Origin of the sequence: Nocardia sp. GCM10030253, from assembly GCF_042675075.1 — a bacterium.
Classification (GTDB): Bacteria; Actinomycetota; Actinomycetes; order Mycobacteriales; family Mycobacteriaceae; genus Nocardia.
The window spans coordinates 23,740-48,258 of sequence record NZ_JBHTDL010000002.1; the positions used below are offsets into that span (position 1 = coordinate 23,740).

A 24,519-nucleotide genomic window follows, 5' to 3' on the forward strand; every position below is an offset into this window, starting at 1 on the left:
CACCCGCTGTTTCACCCCTCGATCAGCGGCCCGAGCGGGGCAGCCGGTCGAGATCGATCTTCGGCGTGGTGCCACACAGGCACCCGAGCTCGCCAACGATCGTGGCGAACAATGCGGCCGCGACACCATCGCAGCCTCCACCGGCGAAGCCCCCACCCCGACCATAAGGTTCCGTCGACCGCCGCGATACACCCACCAAATCTCCGCAGGTCAACCACTCACTCCAGGAGAGCTGCGCCCTTCGCTCATGGCTCGCCTATGTCAAGACGCAACCTCGGTGCGTTAGGGTCGCTCCGGTCGACCACGTGGCACCGCTCGATCTCGTATTCCGGCACCCGGTCGATGCGGTACTTGGCGTATTCCACCGACTGCTGGATGTTGCGCCGGAATCGGTCGAAGGTGAGCGGGGCGCGGGTGGCGGCCAGCAAATCCCGAGTTTCCGGGCAGCTCAGGGCGGTTCGGATCCGGGTCACCCAGCCCTCGTCCAGGAACCATGGCATCCAGGGATGCTCGTCCACCATGCCGGCGTCCACGACCACCCAGTCCGAGTCGAGGTTCTTGTCATGGCCGATACGGGCATTCGGGAACCTAAAAGTGTGTGCGGCAAGCGGATACGACAGACCCATCGGATCGAGGACGCGGACATCGAGGGGCATGTTCATGCCGATCATGCCGAGGTTCACGAAGAACACGGTATGCCCGGCGCCACCATCCGGGATCGGTGTCGGAGGCGGGACGATGGTCCAGCTCCAGGACGGCGAATTGATGAGCAGACCGCCGTTCGGGCTTCTTGCGATATCGCCGACCATGGCGCGCATACGCGGGTAGTTCAGGTAGTCCTCGGCGCGGAGCGGGTGATCGTGGCCGGTGGTCTGGACGTAGTAGAGCCGCTCGTCTGCGATGCCGGAGGTACTGATCTTGGTGTCGGTCTCGATGGCGGTGGCGTTGGCCGCGAACAGCGCCCAGCCCATGGTTCCGGCGAAAGCCGCCGGCACGATCAGGAAGGGCCGGTCGGTGCGGCGCGGGTCCGCCTGCGCGGCCGAAGGCTTCAGCGGCAGCACCATGACGGGCAGCAGCAGGCAGAACAGCTGCGGCAGGAGCATCCGGCCGTGCATGAAGTCGCCGCCGACACGGATCTCGTAGACGGCCAGCAGGACACCGCTGCCGAGCATGAGTGCGACCACCGCGACCGGGGTCCGCAGCCACCCGCTGAGTCGGTGAATACGTTCGCGCAGAGCTGGTTTCCCATCGCGGTCGGACGCGATAGCGGCATGACCACCAATGCGTCGGGACCGCACCGCCACCACCGCGGCCACGCCCAGCATCACCAGCGGCACCCACAGCCAGTACGGCCCAACCAGATTCCACAGGTAGACCAACCCCTGGCGCCATTTCGCGCCGCCCGCATCTTTGGCAACCGCCGTATTCGGGTACGGCAGACCGTAGTAACCCATGCGCCAGATCTGATAGGCGCCCGGCACCACGCCCGCCATCGCCACCATCAGTGCACGGAACATCCACGGCCGCACCCGGATCCCCGGCTGTGGCGCGCAGCAGATCATGAGCAGCGCCAGCGCGCCGACCAGCGTCATCTCCGGCCGGATCAGCGGCGCCAGACCTGCGACGAAGGACAGGCCGAAAATGCCTGCGAAGCGCATTGTTTCGGCGCGGCTCCAGCGGATCAGCCACCACCACAGCACCGCCAGCCAGCAGATGACCAGGCTGGACTCCAGTCCTGAGGTGGCATAGTCGCGGGCCGGGGGCACCGCGATATAGACCAGAGCGCCTGCCGGAAGCAATAATTGGGCACCGCGGCCATCCCACAACCGGGCCGCGCCCAGCATCGCGAAGACGATGGCCGCAACCGACAGCGTCAGCGCGATACCCAGCACCACGTACTCCAGCCGCGCCTGCGTCAGCCAGCTGAAGAACCAGATGAGGTAGGTCCAGGCTGTACTGGTGTTGACTTCGACGCGCTCACCCGCATTGAAGACTGGGCCGTTGCCCGCCAGCAGGTTTCGCACTGTACGCAGCACGGTCAAGCCGTCGTCGGCGATCCAGCGCCGCTCCCAGCCGCCGATCGCGAAAAGCGCAGCGGTGAGCACAATTCCGCTGACGAGAGTCGTGCGAGATGGTCGCTGTGTCGCCGGCGCAACCGCGAGCTCTTCGCTCACCACCATGTCGGGCGAGATCGTCAGCGTCACCTAAGCGAACCGAACGCCATGATGAGCAGGAACCACTGTGGGCGGCCGGATACCGGCGACCATCCCCCGGCCACCGCGCTCAGCAGGAAGCCGGAGGACACGAGACCGCCGCGCTGTCCGGGCTGCCCGGAAAGGTAACTCATGGATCTCCCCCTCATTGGTACGGGCGAACCATACCGTGCGATCCAACGAGGGGCCAAAATCTTGGGGTCAGCCGTGCGGCCGGACCGACGTCGAGGATTTTTCGCGCACAAGCACTTTCAGAGCAGCAGCGCCGAGCCTGCACCAGCAGGCCACTACGGTCGCGGGCCGATCGGCGAGCATCCTGGGCGGTTTCCGCATTGGACACGTGCTTGGGCGTATTCGGGGGTACTGCCGTCCCGGCGTAATGTCGAAAGCGGCTGCCTGCTCGTGGGAATCCCACATCGCAAGCATCCGCTGATGGCTCAGTTATCGCGGCAATGGCCCACTTTCGCTGGCAGCGGACATGACAAGGGGCCGCCGTGGATGAGCGCCGCCCACAAGTCGGGACGCGTCGGAGGTTGAGCGCGTAGGTCGCAGGTGGTGCGGTGCAGGGCGGTGGCGGCCTCGGTTCTGGCCTGGCCGACAAGGCCTACTCCTCGCGCGCCAACTGGCACGGCCGCGCGGGCACGGCATCCGCGCAACCAGGTTGTCAGCGGCATTCCGCCGCGCGGGTCTGAAGTCGATCGTTGCTTCTGACGGTCGGGATGCCATCATGGCCAGCAGGGCTCTGGGATCCAGCTAGCGGGAGTCGGCACTGTCTGGTTAGCGATCATGACGTATCCGTCTGGTGTGCGAGCGGGATCCGCTACGGAGATGTCTGGTCACAGCGAATTCGAGAGCCGAGGAGGTCGGTATGGATATCGCGGTGTTGGGCATGGGACAGATGGGGCGGGCGCTGGCCGGGCGTCTGCTAGACGGTGGGCACCAGGTGCGGGTGTGGAACCGAACGAGGGGTAGGGCTGGGCAACTCGTGTCCGGAGGCGCTGAGGAGGCGCAGAGTATCGCTGCGGCTGTGGATGGTGTGGATGTCGTTGTCACTATGTTGGCCGACGACGCCGCGGTCAGGGCGGTGGCGTTGGGGGAGTTGCGTCCGTTGCTTGGCTCCGCGACCATCTATGTCGACTGCTCGACGGTGTCGCCTGCGCTCAGTGGTGCGCTGAGCGAGGGTTTTGCGGATCGGTTCGTCGCTATGCCGGTCCTCGGTGCTCCTGCTGCGGTCAGTGCGGGCCAGGCGGTGTTGCTCGTCGGCGGTGCGGCTGACCAGATCGACCGTCTCGGTCCGATGATCGATTCGCTGTCGGATACGGTCCGGCGCTACGACACGGCGCCACTCGCTCTCACCGCCAAGCTGACGAGCAATATGTTGTTGCTGTCCGGCGTTGTCGCGCTGGCCGAGGCGTTCGCCGTCGGCCGGTCGGGAGGACTCCGGGGCGATCAATTGCGGGATCTGCTCGCCACGAGCGTGGCGCCCGGATTACGGAACCGGTTCGACAGTGTGCTGACCGGCTCTCCCGAGGGGTGGTGGACCGTCGTTCTCGGAGCGAAGGATGCTGGGTTGGCGATCGAAACAGCACGTGCCGCTGGTGTCGAGTTACCGTCGGCCGAGGTGGTGCGGCACCTCTATGAGGCAGCGGCGTCCCGTCAGGCGGATGCCGACATCGCGTTCGTCGCCGACCTGTACGGCCGGCCATAGCGCTCCGGCTCGTTGGTGTCAGGAGGACGTCGGCGACTCGATGATCGGGATTCGCACGATGAGGGTTGTCCCGCGTCCGGGATAGCTCGTGATCTATGGCCGCCGAGGGCTTCGACGCGGTCGGTCAGACCGATGAGGCCTGACAGCGAGGTGCACGTGCGGGCCGTCGGTTCGGGCGTGGACGTGGATCCCGGATGCCTGCGCATATTTGATTCGTGAGTGCTTCTGCCGCAACGTAATACGCGGCCACTTCAGCGGATTCCGGTACCCGGTCGGTCAGGTCGAGATTCAGTTCGACAGGGACGGACGCGCGGCGCGCCAGTGCCTCGAGCGCGGGGCCGAGTCCACCTTTGGACAGGATCGCGGTCTATGTGGATCGGTGCGAACCGGCCTACGGGATCAGGGCCAGCTGACGGGACTGCGCGACGAGTGCGCCTGTGCTGTCCCAGATTTCGAAGTCTTCGCGGAAGCCGTCGATGACGTGGTTGGTGTGGATGCGGCAGGCCAGCCAGCCGAAGCGGGGCCGGATATGCACCGTCAGTTCGATGGTGGAGGAGCGGGTAAGGGCCGCTGATTCCATACGGTATTGATGCCGATCGGCAACGTGCAGATGGGCATCTCCCCATCTAATCGCACACGACCCAGCTCAGTCAATAGCGTTGCCGCGATGAAATGTAGCAACTATGCTACGTAGTATTACGACGTCAACGGGGAGGCCTGGATGGCGATATCGCTAGTTGTATTCATTTGCGCCGGATTGGCGCTCGGCTGGGGGAATGCTCGATTCACTCGTGTGGCGGTTGCCCGGATCGCTGATTCGGCGACCGCGGGAGCCGGACGTCTTGCGCTCCTCTCAACCACGAGATTGTTTGTCCTGACGGCTATTTCGGTTGCTGTGGCCCATCTCGTGCGGCCGGGCGGAGTCGGAATCTTCTTCGGGCTGGGGGTATTTCAAGCTGGTGCGCTGCTTTGGGGCGCGCGGCCGATGGCGCGGGGGCGGACATGACGGCGATCAAGGTCGGTGAGCACGAAACCGCGCGGTGGCTCGGGATGGAGTTCAACGTCGACACGATTCTGTCGACGACGGTCGCGGCGGCGATCGTGCTCGGTCTGGCGTTCTATCTGCGGGCGACGGTGACTTCCGGTGTGCCGAAAGGGGTTCAGCTTTTCTTCGAGACCGTGACGGTGCAGCTGCGCGGGCAGGTGGAGAACGCCATCGGGATGCGTATCGCTCCGTTCGTGCTGCCGCTGGCGGTCACCCTGTTCACCTTCATTCTGCTGTCGAACTGGCTGGCGGTACTGCCGATGCGATACGGCGAGGGCGAGCTGATCCATCCACCAGCGGCGGACGTCAACTTCGTCTATGCGCTCGCGGCATTCGTCTTCGTCAGCTACCAGGTGGCCGGTGCGGTCCGGCGCGGACCGCTCGCTCACTTGAAGCAACTGCTGAAGGGCCACACTGGTTGGGGCCCAATGGTATTCATCAATATCATCGAGGAGATCGCCAAGCCGCTGTCGCTGTCGCTGCGGCTGTTCGGGAATATGTTTGCCGGTGGCGTGATGCTCTCGGTGATCACCCTCCTCCCGGCCTGGATCAGCTGGGGGCCCAATGCGGTCTGGAAACTGCTCGACCTGTTCGTCGGGCTCATCCAGGCGTTCATCTTCTCGCTGCTGACCATCCTCTATTTCGGTCAGTCGATGGTGCGCGAGGACGAGAACCACTGACCGGCAGTCGAAGACATTCCTGTTCCACGAAGAAGGGAAGTGAAAAAATGGCGGACATTACTAACGCGGGCATCATCCAGGCGGCGGCGCTGATCGGCGGTGGATTCATCATGCTCGGCGGCGCGATCGGCGCGGGCTTCGGAAATGGTATGGCGGGCTCCGCGCTGATCAACGGTGTTGCCCGGCAACCGGAGTCGGAAGGTCGACTGCGCGGAAACTACTTGATGGCGGTCGGCCTGATCGACGCGGTGTACTTCATCAACCTCGCGTTCATGGCGCTGTTCGTGTTCGCGACACCGGGTAAGTAGCGGGCCATGTCGACGAGAAATGCTGCCGGGGAGAACTTCTTGCTCCCCAACGGTACGTTCTTCGCCGAGTTGCTGATCTTCCTGACCGTGCTCGGCGTCATCTGGCGCTTTGTTGTTCCGCCGATCCACCGGGTGCTGGCGGAACGCGAAGCGCGGGTCGCCAAGACCGCGGCTGATCAGCAAACAGCTAAGGATGCGCGTGCGGAGGCTGAGGTTGCCTACCGGTCGGCGCTCGCGGATGCGCGTGCGGTGGCCACCGGAATCCGGAATCGGGCACGCGAGCAGGGCCGTTCGATCATCGAGCAGCGGCGGTGCGCGGCGCAGGAGGAATCTGATGCGGTGGTGACCCGGTCGGTGGCCGAGCTACGGGCGGATGCGGATCGGGTGGCCGCCGACCTTCGGGACAGTGTCGATCCGCTCGCGCAGACGCTCGCCGATCGGGTGCTCGGCGCCGAAAACGACCGGGCGGGAAGGGGATAGGCGCATGTTCCACATCACCTGGGACTGGCCCATCTTCCTCAGCCAGCTGTTCGGTTTCGCGGTCCTTGTATACGTCCTCGCCAGATGGGTGGCGCCGCGAGTTCGTGCGGCAATGGTCAAGGCACAGGACAGTATTCGAATTCAGCTGGAGGAGAGCGAACGCGCGGTCGTCCAGGTCGTCGCGGCTGCGGAAGCGCACGAAGCGGCGCTGGCTCAGGCGGGTCTCGCGGCGGCGCAGCTCGAAAAGGACGCGCATGCCGCCGCAGAACGGATTCTCGCGGACATGCGGGAGGAAGCCGAGGAGGTGGCAGTGCGCACGAAGCGACATGGTCTCGAGCGGATCGGGCAGGTGCGCCGGGAGCTGGTCCACGAGTTGCGGGCGGGATTGCATGCCGCCGTCCTGGAACGGACCGAGCACATGGTGCGGCATCGGCTCAGCTCGCCGCAGGCCAAGTCGGGCGGCGTCGACCGGTTCCTGGACGAACTCGAGGCGATGGCGTGAACGCGTGATGTCCTGGTCGCTGGGGCCGTGGTCGATGTGCTGTTGGCTGGAGCCTTCCTGAGCCCCGACGCCATGCACTTGGGTGTGACCGGAGAGGCTGATGCATCTCGCTGTAAGAACTTGGATTCAGTGGCGCGTTCGGCGTGGGCGGAATGTTCATGACGTGGCTGCTGGCCTCGCGGTCGACCAGCCACGTCAGAAGCGTCAGTTGTTCATCGACTTCCTCGCTGCCATGACGGTGCTCGTAGACGTACCGCCAGATGCCGATGTATTTCCCGAGTGCGGCGCAGCAGTGCCGCGCCGCTATACGTCCGGCGTATAGCCCACCCCTCGCCAACCGATTAGGCTCGGTTCGTTTCACCCGCTGTTTCGGAAAATGCCTGGTCAACGGTGTAACTGAAGGTGAAAGGAATGCATGTATGAGTGTGACGGCCGAATCCAGTCAGCAGACAAAGCCCCAGCGGCACAAAGTGACCGGCGATGTTCATCTCCTGCTGCGCCGTGGCAGTGCGGTGCTGTTCGGTCAGCGCCAGAATACCGGCTTTGAGGATGGTGCGTGGCACCTGCCGTCTGGACACGTGGAGGCCGACGAATCCGTCATCGCTGCCCTGATCCGTGAAGCTGGCGAAGAGATCGGCGTGACAATCGAGGCGAAAGATGTGCAGTTCAGCCACATCATGCACAACTCGTCGTCTGGTGGCCGGATGGCGTTCTTCTTCACGGTTCGCTCCTGGCAGGGGGAGCCGACCAATCTGGAGCCGGACAAGTGCAGCAATCTGGAGTGGTTTGCGTCAGATGCCCTGCCCGATCATATGATTGACTACTGCCGCGTAGCCATTCAGCACATCCAACGCAGCATGCCCTTCTCGATCTACGGCTGGTAGTCCCGTGGCGGCACGCAGTGATGGCCCTGTTGTTTGCATTGCCTCGCCCAGGCCGAATTGTGGAGCGTGCCGCTGTTCCCAGTTGCTGATCACGGTGCACATCAGACACGAGCAGTCCATTGCTGCCGATGTTCCGTTGACCACGGTCGTGCTGGCGGCGCTCGATATTCCAACGCTCCTCATTGCCAACGACATCGGCGACGATCAAGAAGGCCGGAATGTTCGGGACTGGTTGCAGCACAGAGTTCCAACCACTGCTGCAACCAGTACCGAGGCCGTCACCCCGTGGATCGTGGTGGTCGCTGACGACCACCACACCCGCAACTCGGATTGCCCATCTCCTAGGCGTTGCCGATGGCCTCGCTGTGGCCGGGATCGCCCGCACGCACCACTTCACCGGTGAACATGGTGGCGGTAGTCAAGGGTTTCCCTCTCGATCAGTGCGAGAAAACATCGGCGGCTCCGGGCTCGGTGTCCAGTACCTCGCGTTTGAACATCAACAGGTAAACGAAGTACAACCCGCCCGCGATGAGCAAGCCGACCGCAATCAGGAGTGAGGTCACGGCAGTTGAGGGCGACACGATCACGAACGGCACGACAGCCGACCACACCAGCGCGCCGATCGCTACCGGCATCTCGAAGCGCCCGAGATCGAACGCGCCCTCCTTACGGTCCAGCCGCCTGCGCACCCAAGATAAAGGACGATTATCGCGCCGTAGAGGACCGCCGAGATGATCGTCCCCACCGTGAGCAACTCCAGCAGTGCGCCACCGGGCAGCGCGGCCATCAGGACGACCCCCACGACGACGATCAAGATGGTCGCCGGAATCGGTGTCTGCGTGCGCGGGTTGACCTGACGCATCAGCGGGTAAGCAGGGAAACGTGCGTCGCGCGACATCGCGAAAACCATCCGCGAGCAGGTGGCCAGGGTCACCATCCCGGCACCGAAGAATGCGAATGCGATCGCGACCAGCAGCGTCCGCTCCATCACCGGCCCCAGTTGATCGCGCAGGATCGCCGCCACCGGCGTGTCGATGGCGCTGACCCGGGGGACATTTTCGATCGCGATCGTGAGCGCGATCAGGAACACCAGTCCCAGCACCGCCGCCACCACGACCGACCCCACGCTCGCGCGCGGGACGCTGCGAAACGGGTCCTTGGCCTCCTCGGCCATGTTCGCCGCGGAGTCGAAGCCGACGAGCGTTGCGAGCCCCATGATCATCACAGCCATCAACCCGCCGCCGACGGCGAAATAGTTGGGGGCGCCCTCGGTGATACCGCGCCAGGCGGTTCCAGCTGGGTGTGCCGGATCTGAGCCCGATCGGACTTGCGGGAGCGGCAGATTCCCGCCCCGGGACCGACTACGGTCCGGGGGTATCTAAATCCCCACGGCGGCGTCGTCTCGACCGTGCCCTGATACCAACATCTTCGACTTCCAACAGCCGATCGCCGTGATGTTCATGGGCGTGCTCGGTTACGCCCGCACCTGTGACGACATGCTGCGGATCATCCACACCATCATGGCCGCGGTGCCTGCAGGCAGCTACCTGGTCCTGTGGGATCTTACCGTCGCGGTCTTCGTAGGAGCGCTGCTCGAGCCGCCTGGTCGCCGAACAGCCCGACGGGACTGCCGTCTACTGCTGCGGGCCGACGGGCTTGATGCGTGTTCTGTCCGAATGTGCCGGACCCGCACTGCTTCTCGAACGTTTCACCCCGTGGATCGCGACGACAAGCCGGCCACCGAGTTCGACCTGTACCTGTCGCGAACCGGCGTCTGGTCCATGTACCCGAGGCGGTCAGCGCGCTGGATGCCTTGCGAACAGCGCTGCCCACAGCACCAGGGTCCTGCGAGAACGGGCTGTGCGGAAGCTGGCTCGAAGCCGGAGGCCCCGACCGCCACATCGATGTCGCGGCGGATTCGCGGGAGATCTTCCACCCGTGCGTGTCCCGATCCCGGGCACCGTTGCTGGTGGTCGACGACTGATGACTGCGCGAATCCCCTGCCGACGCCTCGGCGATGCCGCTACCGACAGGGGATCCACCGCGCAGCCGTTACGCGCGGTTAGGCGCAGGCGCGGTTGAGTTCGTCGGTGAAGGGCGTGAGGTCGGGGACCTCGTCATCGATCAGGGCGCCAGCGTAGGCCGCGATGGCATCCCGTTCGGCACCCTGCGTGGTGTCGGCCAGGCCGCTCAGCCTGCCGGACAGCGCGGTCGCGGTCGCCTCGTCCATGGTGCCGCCGGTCGTGTCGATGGCGATGTTGATCAGCTCGATGGCTTTGGCACAGCTCAGAGACTGGGCGTGCGCGGGCGTGGCGGGCAGCGCGATGAGCGCGCCCGCAGCGATGGCGAGCGCGGCGGCGACGGACGAAGACTTGATCATGGTTTCCTCTCGAAGGTGTGCGAGTCGGGACCGTAGCAGAGATGGACGACATCGTTGTCGTACACCTCGTCGGACTTGAGAGCGAGGCGGACGGCGCTTGCATCCGAGGACCAGAACCGCGCGCCGGAGCCCGGGGCGACCGGATGCACGAACAGGTGCAGTTCGTCGACGAGACCGTCGGCGAGGAGAGCGCGAACGAGGGCGCCGCTGCCCGAAACGTAGATGTTGCCCGCGGATTCGTCCTCGAGCCGCCGGATCTTGTCCGCGTCGCAGGACCCGAGCCACGTCGTCTCCGCCAGTCGAGGTCGAAGCCCGGCCAGCCGGTGAGGGTGGTCTGCCACGTCGTGGTCCGATTGTCCGCGAGCAGTAGGCTCCCCCAGCTGGCGCCTTCCCGTCGGTGCCCGGCAGCGACACCGCCTGTGAACACCACTGCCGCACTCAAATCCGGCCCTGCCGGTTGTCTGTCGTCACCACGCATGTCACATACGCGATCCGCGATCCGCGTGTCCTGTTAACTGCACTTCAGTCGTTGATCCACGGGTCTAACGTTTGTGGGGGTGCATCGAGTGGAGGAGCAAAGGCGCGCGCTTCGTGACGGGCGTATCGAGCTGCCAGCGGTCGGGAGTGTGCAGCAGGTCGGGCCGCCGGGGGTGGTGCCGTACATCGTGGTGGTCCACGGGTCCGAAGTTGACCCTGTCTCGTCGTTTTTGTCGAGTTTGGTGTTGTCCGATGTCAGTCCATTGACGGTGCGGTCCTATGCCCACGATCTGCTGCGGTGGTGGAGGGTTCTGGCCGGGCTGGGTGTGCGATGGGATCGTGCGACGCGCGAGGATGTCGAGGCGATGGTGGGGTGGATGCGGTCGGCGGTCAATCCACAACGCCTGCGCTCCAACAATTCTGGCTCCCAGCCTGGGTCGGTGAATCTCAAGACCGGGAAGCCGGTCCTGTCCGCGGGATACGCGGCGTCGACGATCAACCACGCGTTGACCGTGGTGTTCGGGTTCTATGAGCATCACCTCTTGTACGGGCGCGGTCCGTTGGTGAATCCGGTGCCGGCCTCGCCTGATCGACGTCGGATCCAGCAACGAGGCCCGCTCGACCCGCGGCCGCGCCTGCGTCGGGCACCGATGCGGCAGAAGCTGCCGCAGCGCGCGCCGCGGTCAATTCCCGACACAGCATGGTCGGCTCTCTTCGGAGTGCTGACCGATGACCGGGATCGGGCGCTGCTGGAGTTCGCGGTGTCGTCCGGCGCCCGCGCGAGTGAGTTGTTGGGCGTGTGTGGCGAGCACGTCGACTGGGGCGAGCGCCGGATCTGGGTGGTGTCCAAGGGAACCCGGGACTTGATGGCTGTGCCGGCCTCGCCCGACGCGTTCGAGCTTCTGGCCAGGTATTTCGACCAGCATGGAACGCCGAAGCCGTCCGAGCGGATCTGGCGGGCCCTGCGTGGGGATCCGCGGCCGCTGACCTACTGGGCGCTGCGGCGGGTGATGCAGCGGGCCAACGACGAGCTCGGCACCAACTGGACGTTCCACGATATTCGACACACCGCGGCGACGCGCATGGCGAAGGATTCGCAGTTGACGTTGCCGGAGGTTCAAACGATCCGGTGCGTCACCGGCATCTGTCGACCACGGAGATGTATTTGCTCCCGCGGATCGAGGAGCTGCACGAGAAGATGCAGGAGTTCTACTCGCGGTCGCGACCGGTAACCACTTTCGTCAACGGCTATTCGGCCGAGGACATCGCGACGGTGTTCGGTGGGTAACGTTCGCACCGACCGCCCGGGGAGATCGCGACGAGAGGCCGCTGCGCCGCCGACCACGAGATTATCAGGCCTTCCGTCGTGGCGGCACCTCCTGTGCCTCAGCGCCTGCACCGGCACGGCGATCTGGACAACGCGTCGGCGGCCGCGCTCTACGAGATAGCCTGTCGGTTTCGCGCCAGCCCCGACAAGCGCCACGATGTGCGCGACCGTGGGTTCCAGCTGCTGTGCGACTACCTCGCGCAGCATCCAGGGCAGACGTGGCAACAGCGTTGGGAGGCCAGCGAACTCGGCACAAGAGCCGTGTTGCTGACCGAGGTCGTCGAGAACAAGACCCTGCGTGAGCACGTCAGCCGGGCGTTGGGAGCGATGTATGCGCTGCGGGTCATCAGGCCGACCCTGGCCGTTTTCCGGGCGAACAAGCTCGGCAAGTACATCGAAGTGTTCGTGGCGGCCGAAGCCGATCCCGCACTCGATGCCTATATCGCGGCCGTGCAGGCCACCGATTCCACCGTGACGTTCAAGAGCTGGGCCGTTCGCGATGTCTGCACCGCCCTGACCGTGCAAGGGATTCCGTTCTCGGACCTTACCCCGGAAGCGTTCCTGCATCACGCTCAGCAAACCAGAGAGTCCACCAGCCGCACCGGCCTTCATCTGAGCAAGTACATCGGTCATCTCGCTTGGCAGGTGATGCACAGCATCGGGCACTTTCCGCCGACAACCCCGACGACTCTGCGTGGTGCCCTGCGATCGCCGCAGTTCACCACCACCGAGATGGTCGACCGGAACGAAGTCATCGATCCGGCGATCCGCCAGATGCTCATCGACTACCTCGACCGGCGGGCCCCGAGCATCGAGTACTCCACGCTGTCGATGATCGGCACCAACATCGTCAAGTTCTTCTGGAAAGCCGTCGAGCGGATCAACCCCGAGCAAACCGACCTGCGGTTGTCCGAGGACCTCTACCAGCAATGGCGCGCCACCGTCGACTTCTGCGAGGACGGCACCCCGCGCTCGGACCCGTGGAACATCCTGGGAATGGTGCAGGCGATGTACTACGACATCCAGGTGTGGGCTGTCGGCGAACCGCAAAGGTGGGCACGCTGGTCCGCGTCGTGCCCGATCCCGCGCGGGGAAATGCGTCAGATCACCAAGCACAAACGGCGCGCCCAGGAGAAGACCCACCATCAGATCCGCACCCTGCAACCGCTGCTGCCCGTTCTGGTCGACTACGTCGACAAACGCAACGCGCATTGGCGCGAGGTCCTCGAACGTGCGTCGGCGGCCGAACACGACGAGAGCTTCGTCCACGAGGGGTACCGCTATACCCGGATCATCACCCGCGGCGATGCCCAGCTGATCGCGGACGGTGACCGGCCCGGTGTGCATGGTGCGCAGTCCGCGATTCGGGCGCACGGTCGATGTGGCCGTGTACGAGGATGCCGCGTTCTGGATGTGGGCGATCATCGAAACCCTCCGGCACAGCGGGCTGCGCATCGAAGAACTCACCGAACTGTCGCAGTTGAGCGTGCGTCAATACCAGCGACCGAACGGGGAAGTCATCGCCTTGCTCGTCGTGGCGCCGTCCAAGACGGACCGCGAACGCGTCATCCCGATGTCCGCGGAGCTGTTCCATGTCATTGTTCCGATCATGATTGGTTGCACGACAAGCACTTTGAGTGCTGAGCTGCCTGCTTGGCAGTCTTGATCGGTCGGGCAGTACCTGGTTCGGATCGTGTGTCTCATAGAGGTTTTCGGTCGATGGCTGCCAGGAGTTCCTCCACCGCCCGCAGCGACGAGCAGGGGTCGGTGGCGCACAGTTCCGGGTAGTCACCCGATACCGCCATGTACACCGTCTCGGTGACAACCCAGTGCACGTGGATCGATGACATCGGTATCGCCTCGTTCATGAGGGTCTCCGTGCTCGCGGAGGGAACGCGACGAACGCCGCTGGCACGCGCGAGCGGCGCTCCTGCACTCGGAAGATGTTCTCTCCGACTCTACGCGCCCGCTCACCCGCGCAGAGTCTGAAACTCCTGCTCAGAGAAGCCCTTTTGTTCGCGCGGCATGAGCGGGTGTTGGGCAGGAAGCTACTTCGTTCCGGCTACTCCGCGGCCGGCGACGCCGTACCGGCGACCCGGTCGTAGGTGAGGAAGGCCGCTCCGCTGCCGAGGACCGTGTGGTCGACGAGGTTCCACGCATCGGGGGCGAAGCTCGCCGAGCGGCCGAACATCGGAATGCCGGCGCCGAGGGTGAGCGGGCTGAGCTTGACGATAACCTGATCGATCTCGCCGTAGAGCGCGCCTGCCAGGTCTCCGCCGCCCACGAGCCAGATGTCCTTGCCGCCTTGACGTTTCAGCTCGCGCACCGTCGCCACCGGATCATCGGCCACGACCTTCACCTGCGGGTCCGGGCTTTCGGTCAGGGTCCGGGAGAAGACCACATGCTCCAGATGCGGGTAGGCATCGGACACCCCGACCGCCAGCCCGATCTCGTAGCTCTTGCGGCCCTCGACGACGGTGTCGAACCGAACGTTCTCGGCCGTGATGCCGAACGCGGCCCGCGCCGCCCCCGGCAGCGTCTCGGGGTATCCCTCGATGAGGTGCTTCAGGTAGTCCTCCGACGGAGTCCAGAAGCCACCGGGCCCGCTCGGGTCCGATCCGTCCGGGCCCGCGATGAAGCCGTCGAGAGTGGAAGCAATGAGGTACACCAGCTTGCGCAAAAAAGGCCCTTCGTTGATCGGATGGTGAGTGTCCGGTCCGAACCGGACGTCCACCGAGCTATCACTTCGTTGAAGTTGGACCAGTAAAGCACTTCATCCAAAGTACTGCAAGCAGAGTGTTATGTGAGGTGGGCCACCACTGCCGAGCATCCCCGACGTTGGCGTACCGCACGACGCGGCGACAGATTCTCGCTACATTCGGCATTACAGTGCGTCGCTCATCGCCCCGAGCTGGCCCTGCGCGAAGCAGTGGCCGATTCGGTGGAGCTGCTTGCCAAGTGCAGAGAAGAGGTCCGCGCCCACGCATGCAACAGGCCCGGTGCATTACCCGCCAGCTCCAAGCCGTCAATCTTCAAGCGCAACGGCACACTGCTGGCATTGAACGCGGCGTCCGGCATCGAGATCAGCCGCCTCGAGTCGACGACAACGCGCACCGGTGGATCCACTACGCGATACGAGGGAGGGTCGAACTCGTCCCGCCATTCATCAAACATAGTTTCGAATGGCAGACCGCGGTTGCGGTGTGGCTGTTGAGGACGACCGCTCGCGCTCATGGCAGTCGACCGCGGGAGGGGAATGCGGCGGTCCCTTCTGATGACGGCCGTATGACCGTCGGGGACGGTGGGCGAGTCCGTTCGCCGAAGGCCGGCTGCACTGCCCACGTCGGCCTACTGTTGAACCATGACTCCATACCGTTCGCCTGGTATCCGCCAGAGTCCTGGCGCTGGGGCTTGACGGGGCATGCGGCAATGCGGACACCAGCGAATCGAGGGACTTGAACGACCACAACCATCCCGAGCGGAGGTCACGATGTCTGCGACGAATGAGATCAGTGTGAGCAGTAGCGCTTTCGCCGACGGCGCACCTATTCCCCCGGTGTATTCGTGCAGCGGCAGGAACGAGCCGCCGCCCTTGACCTGGACCGTGCCAGCGCAAGCGGTTCGAATGGCCTTGATCATGGACGACCCCGATGCGGTGGGCGGCCTCTTCACGCACTGGGTGGTCAGCGATATCCCGCTGACCACGACTTCCAGCCGGGTGGGCCGGGCACCGGAGGGCGGTGCGGTAAGCGCCAATAGTGCAGGCCGAGCCGATTATTTCGGGCCATGCCCGCCGGTCGGGACTGGCGTGCACCACTACCGGTTCACCGTGCACGCGCTGTCGCGCCCGATCGAGTTGAGCCCGGAAACCCCGGTGGCTCGAGCGATATCTGCGATCGAGAGTGTCAGCATCGGGCACGGCCGGTTGATCGGCACCTACGCCAATTGACACGCTCCGGCCAGAACGGTATCGAGGACGGGCAAAAGGATATCGGCGGCCAGGGGACAATCCGCTCCACCCGCGACCGTGAATTCCGCCAAGTCGGGCTGATCATCGGCCCTGCCACTTAACACAGACGTTCGATGCGCACAGAATATTCAGTCGCAGCACCGAGCCGAAGCGCGGGAAACTGCCGCTGCACCTTGACGTGAACCCCACCGACCGCGATCAGGCGCGGAACTGGAACGACTGCTCGCCGCGGGTGCGCGGAAGGTCGACATCGGCCAGACCGGCGCCGCAACGTGGCACGTGCTGGCCGACCCGGAGGGGAACGAATTCTGCCTGCTCCGCCGTCGGGTCGAGGCGTTGGAGGGCCATCCGAACGCACGGTAATGGCGCATTCCGCCCGTTCTCGCGAGTAGTAGCCGATTATCGCAAGTTCATGAATGGACGGGCTCCTAAATCCCGCGTTTGCGCGCTTTCATGTCGTAACTTGATGAGTCGTGAAGCATCTGTTGACTGCGGCCATGATGGTACTGGGTCTTTCGATCACAATGGGGCAGATACCTGCCCGTGCGGAGGCGGATCCGCCGGAATCTTCGGTGTCGGTTGCCCCGTCCGTTGGTGTGCGGGAGGGTCCGAACCCGCTGCAGCAGTGGATCGATTCCCACCTTCCCTCGCCGACGAAGATGTTACCGCGAGCGTCGCGGCCCCTTGCGGCACCGAGTGATCTGCCGCAGGAACTGATAGCGCTTTGGAACGCTGTGCAATCCGCGCCGACCGGTGACCCACTGTTCGACACCTGGCCGGCGGATCTCGCCCGCTATGCGCCCGGCGACATTCTGGAATGGCGGGATGTGACGGCGTCGGCCAGGCCGACGCTGCTTCTCCTGAACTTCACCTTCATTTCACGCGCCACTCTCCTGAAATTCCGCACCACCAACTCCGCCGGTGAGCCCTCCATCGGCACCGCGACGCTGGTCCTTCCCCCCAAGGCGTGGACGGGGCCCGGCAGCCAGCCCGTCTTGGTGAACGCGCCAGCCACCAACGCGCTCAACAAGCGCTGCACCCCCGGTTACGTGCTCTCCCACGGCATGGAAGTCCCGACCGGCAACGATTTCACACCGTCGCCGACCGCCTGGGCGATCGAGCACGGCTACGCGCTGATTATCCCCGACCACGAGGGCCCCCTGATGGCCTACTCGGAGCCGGCCGTCGCCGGACACAACCTGCTCGACTCCATCCGCGCGGTCCGTAATTTCGCCCCGGATCAGTTCGGCGAGAGCCGTTTCGCCTCGACCGGATACTCCGGCGGTGCCATCGCTTCCCACGCTGCGGCCATGTTGGTACAGGAATACGCACCGGAACTGCTCCCGTATTTCGCTGGCGCGAGTTTCGGTGGATTGGTCACCGACTATCGCCGGTTCGCCCACGCCTTCGATGGTTCCTACATCTCCGCGTTCCTGCTCACCACCGCGCTCGCGCTCGGCCGGGAGCACCCAGAAATCCTCGGCCTTATGAACCATGCGGCGCAATGGTTGGCGACGTCCCCCATTAAAGATAACTGCAGCGGTAGTTTCGGTGCACTCGGGATAGTGCCCATCCCGGTCGACACGATGGCCACAATCGATAAGTCGCTCGACAGCGAATCGGCCGAGGCAATCTTCCAGCGTCTGAGTTTAAACGGCCGGAAATCGGGAGTGCCGCTGTTCATTTACCACGGTATCAACGATCCTTGGATTCCCGTGCCGGAGGCCGAGCAGTTGTGGCGCGAGCAATGTGCTCTGGGGGTGGCGGCGACGAAGAATATCGTCGGCGGTGAACATCTGGCGGCCTACGTCAGCTCCTATAGCGCGACCATGGATTGGCTGGATCAACGATTGCGCGGTGTGCCTGCGACCGGAACATGTGCCGCGACACCCGGCGGACGGTGACACCGCCGTCGATCGCGGCGTGGTCCACCGGTCGCGCCGCAGAGACCTGCGCCTCGTAACCGATTTCAGATCCCGTCGACCGACGTCATAGTTCGCCGATGACCGACGTCGGAACGCCGACCTGAGCGGGATCATAGGCCGCCAGGCCGGTCGCGGCTCGTAGCCGATGTGCGGACGGGAGGTTGGGGTGCCGGCGGGCCGATGTCGAAGATGAGGATCACAATGTGCTTGTTCGGCAGACGACGCCGCGCTTTGTCGCACAGATCCTCGGCCAATACATCCGCGTCCGGGTAATTGCTGCGCCATGACGGCGCCCGACTATGGCTAGTCAACTCTGCGCCCTCGATGTCGTTAAACCACTCGCTCTAGACGGTGATCCGCTCCACCCCATTGCAAGCTGTGTCAGTCGCTGCCGTCGTATTCGCGCTCCAGCTCGTGTTTGGTGTCGAGCTGGTTATTGGTCAAGCATCTCCGGAAAGAACTGCGCGACAAGGGAATCCACTCGTCGCTCCGGGAAACGGAGTACGAGTTCCACCATGGTGCGCAGACCATGCTGATCCTGCACGGTGACTGAGTGTGCCGTGTCCAGCGATCACTGGACACGGCACACGCGCTCAGCTCAGTGTGAACGTCGCCGTACCCGAGATCTGCTCCATCTCCCTGTCGTTCGAGTCCAGCGCGACGATCCGAGCCTCCACCCGGCCGACGCCCGGCGCCGTGCCGAAACCGACGATCACGCCGTCCACCGTGTTTTGGACGACACCGTTCACGACGCGGTGCTGCTGCCCGTCCGCGTACCCGGTATTCAGGTTCTTGAAGCGCACAGCGACCTTCCAGTCCGCGCAGCTGTCCCCGGTCTGGGTGACGTTCACCCGCACGCCGAACGTGCCAGGCTTCTCCTGCCGCACGGTGACCGCGTCGATGATCGCGGAGCAGCTGGTCGGAATCAGGCGCGTCAGGGTCGGCGAGAACGGAAAGCCTGGGTCGTGCGGAATGGCGGTAGATGGCGCTGCGAACCCAACGACCCCGGCGGCGGTCACCGCTGCGATGACACCAGCGCGGGCCAAAAACTGTTGCAGCTGCTTGCGATTGAGAGTCATGCCTGGTTTACCGGGCCATCAGCAGCCGTTGTTACGACAATGTTGCGTTAGTGAAATCACTGTAACATCCGGAATAGATGCTGTTGATGATCTCGTCGACCAGGACCGAAATCCGTTACAGCTCTGAAGATCTCAACTCCACCGCTGATCCGGCGGCAACGGCAACTGTTCCAGCCCGCCGAGACCCCGTCGCTGGGCGAACTCACATCGCGAGGAGTACGACCGCAATCGCTATCAGCACCAGCAGCCCCCACGCACAGCGCGCGACGATGACACCGGCTCTGGAGCGGGAATGCGACGCTCGCCCGGTCGGCGTCAAGGACTGAAGTCCGACGTCGTGGGGCGATCTCGGTCCATGCTGTGCTGGCATCTGCTGCCCGTAGGCCGATTGCGCGGGCACCGGGCCGCCCGAAACCAGGTTGTGCGAACACCGGCTGTCGCGGCACGGATTGCCCTGTAGTGGAGGGCATTTGGTTCCAAAGCTGCTGACTCATCTCCGCCATCGGCTGTTGCGGCATAGATTGGGCTGCCGCGGAGGGCATTTGATACGTGGGCTGCGGGATCATCCGTTGTATCGGCTGCGCAGGTGTCGTCGGTCGGTCGTGCCTGCGGGCACAATTTTGCTTACGACCGCACGCTGGACGAGGCACGACCGCGCAGCGCGGTCGTCGCGGCGCTCGGTGATGACTGGGATCCGGTCGCGGTGCTCGCCGAGGAAGATCTGGCGTACGACATGCTGTACTCGAATCTCGACGACGAGCAGCAGCGGATCTGCGAGGAACTCGTCCGGGCCGGGATCCTGCCGGATCGGGCGACGCGCTATATCGCCGGGGTTGCCAAATCGGGTCCTTGGTAGCCGATGGCCAGCGCGCGGATCCTCAGCGTCTGTTGCAGCTCGACGGTGGCGTTGAGGAGAGTCTGTGCCCTATTGCCGGTGCACGCGTCCGGCGAGGTGACGTCGATGGTGAACCGAAGACGCCGCGCACACGGTGGACATGATCACCGGTGATCCGAGGTGGGCGGGATTGGCCGACACCCGTCCGGGGCGATTCGGATTCCGGCAGCCGCGTGGCGGATCTGGAACGACTGACCAGGGGGAGGAGGACACTGGAAGTCATGACCGATAGCCACGCGTCTTCCACACCGCAGGTGCCGGATATCGCCACTGTGGTGGCGGCGCTCGAGCTGGCCAGCCGCGCTCCCTCGGTGCACAACACCCAGCCGTGGCGCTGGGAATTCGATGGCAGTGAACTGCTGCTCTACCGCGACGAGGACCGGCGGCTCGGCGCCGCCGATCCGCAAGGGCGGCAATTGGTCATCAGCTGTGGGGCGATGCTGCACCACTTGCGCACCGCCTTGGCCGCCCACGGTTGGCACACCGATACCGTGCGGGTGCCCGAACCGGCCCGGCCCGAGCTGCTGGCCCGCATCAAATTCCGTGCCTGGCCCGACCCGCCGGCCGCCGTGAGGACCCGCGCGCAGGTCATCGAACACCGCCGCACCGACCGGCTTCCGTTGACCCCGCCCCCGGGATTCGACGCCATCGTTCACACCGTCCGCATGCTGACCAGCCCACATGATGTCGAACTCGACGTCCTCGACGACAACGCCCGCCCCGTGCTGGCCGCGGCCTCCCAGCAAGCCAGCGCCAGCCGCCACTACGACATGGACTACCAAACCGAACTGCAGTGGTGGGCAGGACACACCGCGACCACCGAGGGCGTCCCCCGCACGGCGCTGACCTCCGACGCCGAAGCCTCCCATGTTCCGATCGCGCGCAGCTTCCCCGCCGCCCCGCACTCCCAGCGCCGCGGTGACCTCGACGACCAAGCGCGGCTACTGGTCCTCAGCTCCGGCGGCAACACACCCGCGGACTGGCTACACACCGGCGAAGCACTCTCAGCGGTCCTACTCGAATGCACCGCCGCCGGGTTGGCCACCTGCGCGCTGACCCATATCACCGAGCTACCCGCCGCGGTCACCGCCATCGAACCCACGCTCACCAAGGCAGGGACACCCCAGGTCATCATCCGGGTCGGGGCCGCACCCACCGATGCCACATCACCCCCACCGACCCCGCGCCGCCCGGTCACCGAAATCCTGACCGTCCGCCCAGCGCGCCCGGCATCCGTCGACCACTGACCGACCGGCACTGTGCTGCGCACCGGCAGATTTCTGGCTCGGCAAGGCAATCGGCTATCGGCCGCGCACGACAAGGGGTCCCGGTAGTAGTCGCCGAAGAAGCAACGGATATGGCGTAGCCGCTGGTGAGGCTGACGATGCTACGGGGTTGGCTGACTGAGGTGCGCTGGCCCGCGCGCGGGGATCGCGGGCACCTGTTTGCCGCTCTCGCGCGCGAAATCTATTCTGCCACTGATCCGTTCACCACCACCCCCGCCCGCCACCGGCCCCGGGCGCCGACTGTGCGGTGGGGTGAGACGTCAGGGTCGCAGCTGGGTTTCTCCCACCTGGAACGGCGGGCCGCGCGCCAGTCTGCTTCGCGCGCGTACCGCCGTCCCCCACGCACCTACGCGCGGCGCGTCGTGGCCGCGCCCGCGGCGAGCGCGGGGTTGCGGTCACGACACCCGGATGTCCACACTGAGGGAGACCCCCGCCGCACGGGCAGCGAGGGCCTCCCTCAGCTAGTAGGGCTCGAGCGTGATCGACAAGGACCCCCGGGTCCACCGAACGGTCAATCGAAATCCACGCTTCACGAGCATCACCTCCTTCCTGGGGAATCGGGTACCGGACGCAGGACGCGCAGCCCGGCCAAGGTCGTCGCGTCCTGCGTTCATCACAGCCCATCGCACCCCTCCTCACAACCGGCCCCGAGGGACGTTTCAGCGGTGACCTTAGACCTCTTTCGGCATAGACCAATGAACTATTAGGGCACATGCGACATACCGAATAAGCGGTTGACAATACCCATCCAAGCCCCCAAGAATTGGGCTCTGAGCTGGTGATGCAGCACGAGTCCTTGACCCCTATAGCACCTGATCCCGGAGACCGGTGGTCCGCTCAAACGGGTCCGGCACTTCTCGAAAGGGATGCAATGGGTACACGAACGGTCACCGCCGACCGACTCCTGCGCGACGCGGTCAAGCGCTCGGGCAGGCGATCCACTGTGCAGCTGCCGGGGCAGTTCGTGCGCAAGGTGGACCCGGATCAGACCCGGACCCCGCTGTCGGAGATGTTCGAGGGCGGCGAGGCCCCGATGAAGCTGTACCTCACCTTGGTGCTGCTCACCTGCGCGGCACCCCACGACCTGCACGACAGGGCCGCCGATCACTACTGGGCCGAAATGCTCGGATACGAGGAGCAGGACCACACCCGCTTGATCGCCGGTGCCGGAACCAAACGGATCAAGCGCGCCATGCGCAGACTGACCGGTAGCGGGCCCACCGCGAACACGCGCTGGGTCGCTCGCGTGCGCGAACCCGGCAAGGGCTACAAGATCGAGGTCACCCACTTGCCGCGCGGGCGGGCACCGTACATCACTGTGCCGCTCGAGTTCTGGTCCCACGGCTGGATCGCGGTGATCTCCGCGCGTGCGTTGTTCGTCTACCTGATCCTTCGCCTGATCCTGGCAGGCAAGGACGACCACGCCGGCACCCACGTCAACGGTTCCGATCGCGGCGAGTACCTGATCAAAGACGACACCTGGCAGCGCGGGCTCAAGGAACTCGAGGAACTGCACCTGGTGCGCACCGAGATCGCCAAGGTCGTGCCGGACCGCTGGAGCAACGAGCGCATCCCCCGCAAGGTCGTCTACCTGAACAACGAGTACCTCAAGACCAACCGCGCACCGACCCAACCCGTGGACCTGGACAACCGGTAGGGGGGCGGCCGGTTATCGTCACCCTCACCAGCGGCTACGCCATATCCGTTGTTTCTTCGGCGATTACTACCGGCACCCCCAGTTGAACGCCAGCGCTCCGGGGTGCGGGAGTCCAATGGGGCACCGTGCCGGCGTTACTACCGGATGACCTCGGTCGCACCGACGGTCGCCGCCCGGACTCGCCAACTGCTCCTTCCATAGGAGCTCTCCCGACCCGGAATCCCAGCCGAACATGCCCACTGCGATAGCGCGCGAAACCCTCGGCGAGCCATCGCTTCCCGCGCACCCCGATATCGTGGCCGCCTATCCGCAGACATCTTTGGACTGTAGTGATTCGATCTGCGCGTCGAGGTGGTGGTTCTGATCGCGAATCTCGACACCATCTGGGGAACAACGAACTTCGTGCTCGCGAATCTCGACACCACCACCGGAGTGGCGATGGCACGCATGGTTGTGCATCACCGCTGACACCGCGCCGACGACGAGCGCCCCTATGTGGTCTTGTGTAGCTGGAGGGTAATGGATCAGATGTTCTTCCGGGGACCGGACCATGCGGGCGGATTACGGGCGCCCACAACACGTCGACCCCGAGGTCATCGATAAGGTCGGGACTGGCTGAAGGCGCGCTGACGCGGCTGGCATGATCGCGGTGTGAACCTACGATTCGGTATTCAGTTGGCGCCGACGGTGAGCGAGCTGCCGCAGCTACGCGCGATGGCCAAGGTAGCGGACCGGGAAGGCCTGGATCTGCTCGGCATCCAGGATCATCCGTACTCGGGCGGGCTGGCCGATACGTTCGCGGTGATCGCCACGGTGCTGGCGGAAACCGAACGGCTGCGGGTGTTTCCGGATGTGGCCAGCCTGCCGTTGCGCGGGCCCGCGATGCTCGGGAAGCAGAGCGCGACCTTGGATCTGCTCAGCGGCGGGCGATTCGAACTCGCTTTGGGAGCGGGCGCGTTCTGGCCCGCGATCGGCGCCATGGGCGGCCCAGTGCGGTCGAATCCCGAAGCGCTGCAGGCACTCGAGGAGGCCACCGCGATCATCCGGGCCATGTGGCGGCCGGGGACGAAGGCGAAAGTCGAAGGCACGCACTACACCGTGAAGGGCGTGCAGTCCGGACCCGCGCCCGCGCATCCGGTCGGGATCTGGTTCGGCAGCGTCGGCCCGAAGGCCAACGCCCTCACCGGGCGTATCGCCGACGGGTGGGCCGCGCCCATCCCGCACTACCTACCGTACGAGAAATGGCAAGCGACACAGGACATCATCTCTGCCGCCGCGATCGACGCGGGACGTAACCCGGCCGAGATCACCCGGATGGCACAACTCGTCGGAACGATCACCGACACTCCGGGGCCGGTCACACTGCGCGGCGAGGAACCGATTCGCACCGACGCCGCTGGCTGGGCCTCCATTCTGGTCGATCTCGCGATGGAGACCGGCTTCGACACATTCGTGTACTGGCCGGAATCCGCCGACGATACCCAACTCCGCCGCTGGATCGGTGACGTCGTTCCTCCCACCCGAGCCTTGTGCGCCTGACGATCACAGGTGCCCCCACCCGCATTCGGTTTCCTACGTTGGACACACCGTGGCGGGGTTGCGTCCAGCACCGCTGGTCGCGGTGCTGACCACGGACGCGGGTATGGCTGGCAGCGATATTGTCGGCACCCAGTGGGCAGCCGGCCACGACGAGGCCGCCCAGC

General features: G+C 65.0%; 23 protein-coding genes and 3 pseudogenes. 17 read left to right on the top strand and 9 right to left on the bottom strand.

Annotated features, from left to right (window positions below):
* Window positions 1–245: 245 nt before the first annotated feature.
* On the bottom strand, window positions 246–2,180 hold the full coding sequence (gene zomB / locus ACFQZZ_RS00510) for a flagellar motor control protein ZomB (protein ID WP_378673193.1): 1,935 nt from the start codon (window positions 2,178–2,180) through the stop codon (window positions 246–248).
* Window positions 2,181–2,206: 26 nt separating this feature from the next.
* Window positions 2,207–2,308 (bottom strand): annotated as a pseudogene (locus ACFQZZ_RS00515) (decaprenyl-phosphate phosphoribosyltransferase); the annotation flags it as partial.
* Between the two features lie 773 nt (window positions 2,309–3,081).
* Here ACFQZZ_RS00515 and ACFQZZ_RS00520 point away from each other — a divergent pair.
* Entirely contained in the window at window positions 3,082–3,921 is an 840-nt protein-coding gene (locus ACFQZZ_RS00520) for an NAD(P)-dependent oxidoreductase (RefSeq protein ID WP_378672186.1), read from the top strand.
* Window positions 3,922–4,312: 391 nt separating this feature from the next.
* Here the strand turns inward: ACFQZZ_RS00520 and ACFQZZ_RS00525 are convergent, their stop codons facing one another.
* Window positions 4,313–4,552 carry a hypothetical protein gene (locus tag ACFQZZ_RS00525; RefSeq protein WP_378673196.1) on the bottom strand — a complete coding sequence of 80 codons (240 nt, stop codon included), beginning with the start codon at window positions 4,550–4,552 and terminating at the stop codon, window positions 4,313–4,315.
* A 371-nt stretch (window positions 4,553–4,923) separates the two neighbouring features.
* Here ACFQZZ_RS00525 and atpB point away from each other — a divergent pair, with 371 nt between their 5' ends.
* The 6 genes from atpB to ACFQZZ_RS00555 all read left to right on the top strand — a co-directional run bounded on the left by atpB (window position 4,924) and on the right by ACFQZZ_RS00555 (window position 7,820).
* The gene (gene atpB / locus ACFQZZ_RS00530; RefSeq protein WP_378672189.1) at window positions 4,924–5,646 is read left to right on the top strand and encodes a F0F1 ATP synthase subunit A; all 723 of its coding nucleotides are present in this window, start codon (window positions 4,924–4,926) and stop codon (window positions 5,644–5,646) included.
* Between the two features lie 47 nt (window positions 5,647–5,693).
* Window positions 5,694–5,954: an ATP synthase F0 subunit C gene (atpE, locus tag ACFQZZ_RS00535; RefSeq protein ID WP_378672192.1), complete on the top strand. Its 261-nt coding sequence runs from the start codon at window positions 5,694–5,696 to the stop codon at window positions 5,952–5,954.
* A gap of 6 nt (window positions 5,955–5,960) precedes the next feature.
* Window positions 5,961–6,434 carry a F0F1 ATP synthase subunit B gene (locus ACFQZZ_RS00540; protein WP_378672195.1) on the top strand — a complete coding sequence of 158 codons (474 nt, stop codon included), beginning with the start codon at window positions 5,961–5,963 and terminating at the stop codon, window positions 6,432–6,434.
* A gap of 4 nt (window positions 6,435–6,438) precedes the next feature.
* On the top strand, window positions 6,439–6,936 hold the full coding sequence (locus tag ACFQZZ_RS00545; protein WP_378672198.1) for a hypothetical protein: 498 nt from the start codon (window positions 6,439–6,441) through the stop codon (window positions 6,934–6,936).
* Window positions 6,937–7,099: 163 nt separating this feature from the next.
* A complete protein-coding gene (locus ACFQZZ_RS00550) occupies window positions 7,100–7,258 on the top strand; it encodes a hypothetical protein (RefSeq protein WP_378672201.1) in 159 nt (52 codons plus the stop codon).
* Between the two features lie 97 nt (window positions 7,259–7,355).
* Window positions 7,356–7,820: an NUDIX domain-containing protein gene (locus ACFQZZ_RS00555; protein ID WP_378672204.1), complete on the top strand. Its 465-nt coding sequence runs from the start codon at window positions 7,356–7,358 to the stop codon at window positions 7,818–7,820.
* A gap of 437 nt (window positions 7,821–8,257) precedes the next feature.
* On the opposite strand, the pseudogene ACFQZZ_RS00560 reads toward ACFQZZ_RS00555, so the two are convergent.
* Window positions 8,258–9,102, bottom strand: a pseudogene (locus tag ACFQZZ_RS00560) (APC family permease); the annotation flags it as partial.
* 142 nt (window positions 9,103–9,244) lie between these two features.
* Between ACFQZZ_RS00560 and ACFQZZ_RS00565 the strand changes: the two are divergent.
* Window positions 9,245–9,886 carry an SAM-dependent methyltransferase gene (locus tag ACFQZZ_RS00565; protein WP_378673198.1) on the top strand — a complete coding sequence of 214 codons (642 nt, stop codon included), beginning with the start codon at window positions 9,245–9,247 and terminating at the stop codon, window positions 9,884–9,886.
* Here ACFQZZ_RS00565 and ACFQZZ_RS00570 read toward each other — a convergent pair.
* Together ACFQZZ_RS00570 and ACFQZZ_RS00575 are read right to left on the bottom strand one after the other, a co-directional pair.
* Entirely contained in the window at window positions 9,883–10,200 is a 318-nt protein-coding gene (locus tag ACFQZZ_RS00570; RefSeq protein ID WP_378672206.1) for a hypothetical protein, read from the bottom strand. The genes ACFQZZ_RS00565 and ACFQZZ_RS00570 overlap by 4 nt on opposite strands.
* Window positions 10,197–10,541 (bottom strand): dihydrofolate reductase family protein, encoded by a 345-nt coding sequence (locus tag ACFQZZ_RS00575; protein WP_378672209.1) that lies wholly within the window; start codon window positions 10,539–10,541, stop codon window positions 10,197–10,199. The genes ACFQZZ_RS00570 and ACFQZZ_RS00575 overlap by 4 nt, the downstream gene beginning before the upstream one ends.
* A 225-nt stretch (window positions 10,542–10,766) precedes the next feature.
* Here ACFQZZ_RS00575 and ACFQZZ_RS00580 point away from each other — a divergent pair, with 225 nt between their 5' ends.
* Window positions 10,767–11,909 (top strand): tyrosine-type recombinase/integrase, encoded by a 1,143-nt coding sequence (locus ACFQZZ_RS00580; RefSeq protein ID WP_378672212.1) that lies wholly within the window; start codon window positions 10,767–10,769, stop codon window positions 11,907–11,909.
* A 134-nt stretch (window positions 11,910–12,043) separates the two neighbouring features.
* On the top strand, window positions 12,044–13,648 hold the full coding sequence (locus tag ACFQZZ_RS00585) for a hypothetical protein (RefSeq protein ID WP_378672215.1): 1,605 nt from the start codon (window positions 12,044–12,046) through the stop codon (window positions 13,646–13,648).
* 56 nt (window positions 13,649–13,704) lie between these two features.
* Here ACFQZZ_RS00585 and ACFQZZ_RS00590 read toward each other — a convergent pair whose 3' ends face one another.
* Both ACFQZZ_RS00590 and ACFQZZ_RS00595 read right to left on the bottom strand, forming a co-directional pair.
* Window positions 13,705–13,872, bottom strand: a complete 168-nt coding sequence (locus tag ACFQZZ_RS00590) for a hypothetical protein (RefSeq protein WP_378672218.1) — start codon at window positions 13,870–13,872, stop codon at window positions 13,705–13,707.
* 194 nt (window positions 13,873–14,066) lie between these two features.
* Window positions 14,067–14,738, bottom strand: coding sequence for a dihydrofolate reductase family protein (locus tag ACFQZZ_RS00595; protein ID WP_378672221.1), 672 nt, complete (start codon window positions 14,736–14,738; stop codon window positions 14,067–14,069).
* 780 nt (window positions 14,739–15,518) lie between these two features.
* Here ACFQZZ_RS00595 and ACFQZZ_RS00600 point away from each other — a divergent pair.
* From ACFQZZ_RS00600 to ACFQZZ_RS00610, 3 genes and pseudogenes are all read left to right on the top strand, one after another.
* Window positions 15,519–15,953 carry a YbhB/YbcL family Raf kinase inhibitor-like protein gene (locus tag ACFQZZ_RS00600; RefSeq protein WP_378672224.1) on the top strand — a complete coding sequence of 145 codons (435 nt, stop codon included), beginning with the start codon at window positions 15,519–15,521 and terminating at the stop codon, window positions 15,951–15,953.
* Between the two features lie 151 nt (window positions 15,954–16,104).
* Window positions 16,105–16,337 (top strand): annotated as a pseudogene (locus ACFQZZ_RS00605) (VOC family protein); the annotation flags it as partial.
* A gap of 371 nt (window positions 16,338–16,708) precedes the next feature.
* A complete protein-coding gene (locus tag ACFQZZ_RS00610) occupies window positions 16,709–17,878 on the top strand; it encodes a lipase family protein (protein WP_378672227.1) in 1,170 nt (389 codons plus the stop codon).
* Window positions 17,879–18,492: 614 nt separating this feature from the next.
* On the opposite strand, the gene ACFQZZ_RS00615 is transcribed toward ACFQZZ_RS00610, so the two are convergent.
* Window positions 18,493–18,978 (bottom strand): hypothetical protein, encoded by a 486-nt coding sequence (locus tag ACFQZZ_RS00615; protein WP_378672230.1) that lies wholly within the window; start codon window positions 18,976–18,978, stop codon window positions 18,493–18,495.
* Window positions 18,979–19,564: 586 nt separating this feature from the next.
* Between ACFQZZ_RS00615 and ACFQZZ_RS00620 the strand changes: the two genes are divergently transcribed.
* The 4 genes from ACFQZZ_RS00620 (at window position 19,565) to ACFQZZ_RS00635 (ending at window position 24,355) form a co-directional block, all read left to right on the top strand.
* Window positions 19,565–19,834, top strand: coding sequence for a DUF6400 family protein (locus ACFQZZ_RS00620; protein WP_378672232.1), 270 nt, complete (start codon window positions 19,565–19,567; stop codon window positions 19,832–19,834).
* A 260-nt stretch (window positions 19,835–20,094) separates the two neighbouring features.
* The gene (locus ACFQZZ_RS00625; protein WP_378672235.1) at window positions 20,095–21,120 is read left to right on the top strand and encodes an Acg family FMN-binding oxidoreductase; all 1,026 of its coding nucleotides are present in this window, start codon (window positions 20,095–20,097) and stop codon (window positions 21,118–21,120) included.
* 910 nt (window positions 21,121–22,030) lie between these two features.
* Window positions 22,031–22,816, top strand: coding sequence for a hypothetical protein (locus tag ACFQZZ_RS00630; protein ID WP_378672238.1), 786 nt, complete (start codon window positions 22,031–22,033; stop codon window positions 22,814–22,816).
* A 651-nt stretch (window positions 22,817–23,467) separates the two neighbouring features.
* Complete coding sequence (locus tag ACFQZZ_RS00635) at window positions 23,468–24,355, top strand: LLM class flavin-dependent oxidoreductase (RefSeq protein ID WP_378672241.1); 888 nt, start codon at window positions 23,468–23,470, stop codon at window positions 24,353–24,355.
* The last annotated feature ends 164 nt before the right edge of the window (window positions 24,356–24,519 follow it).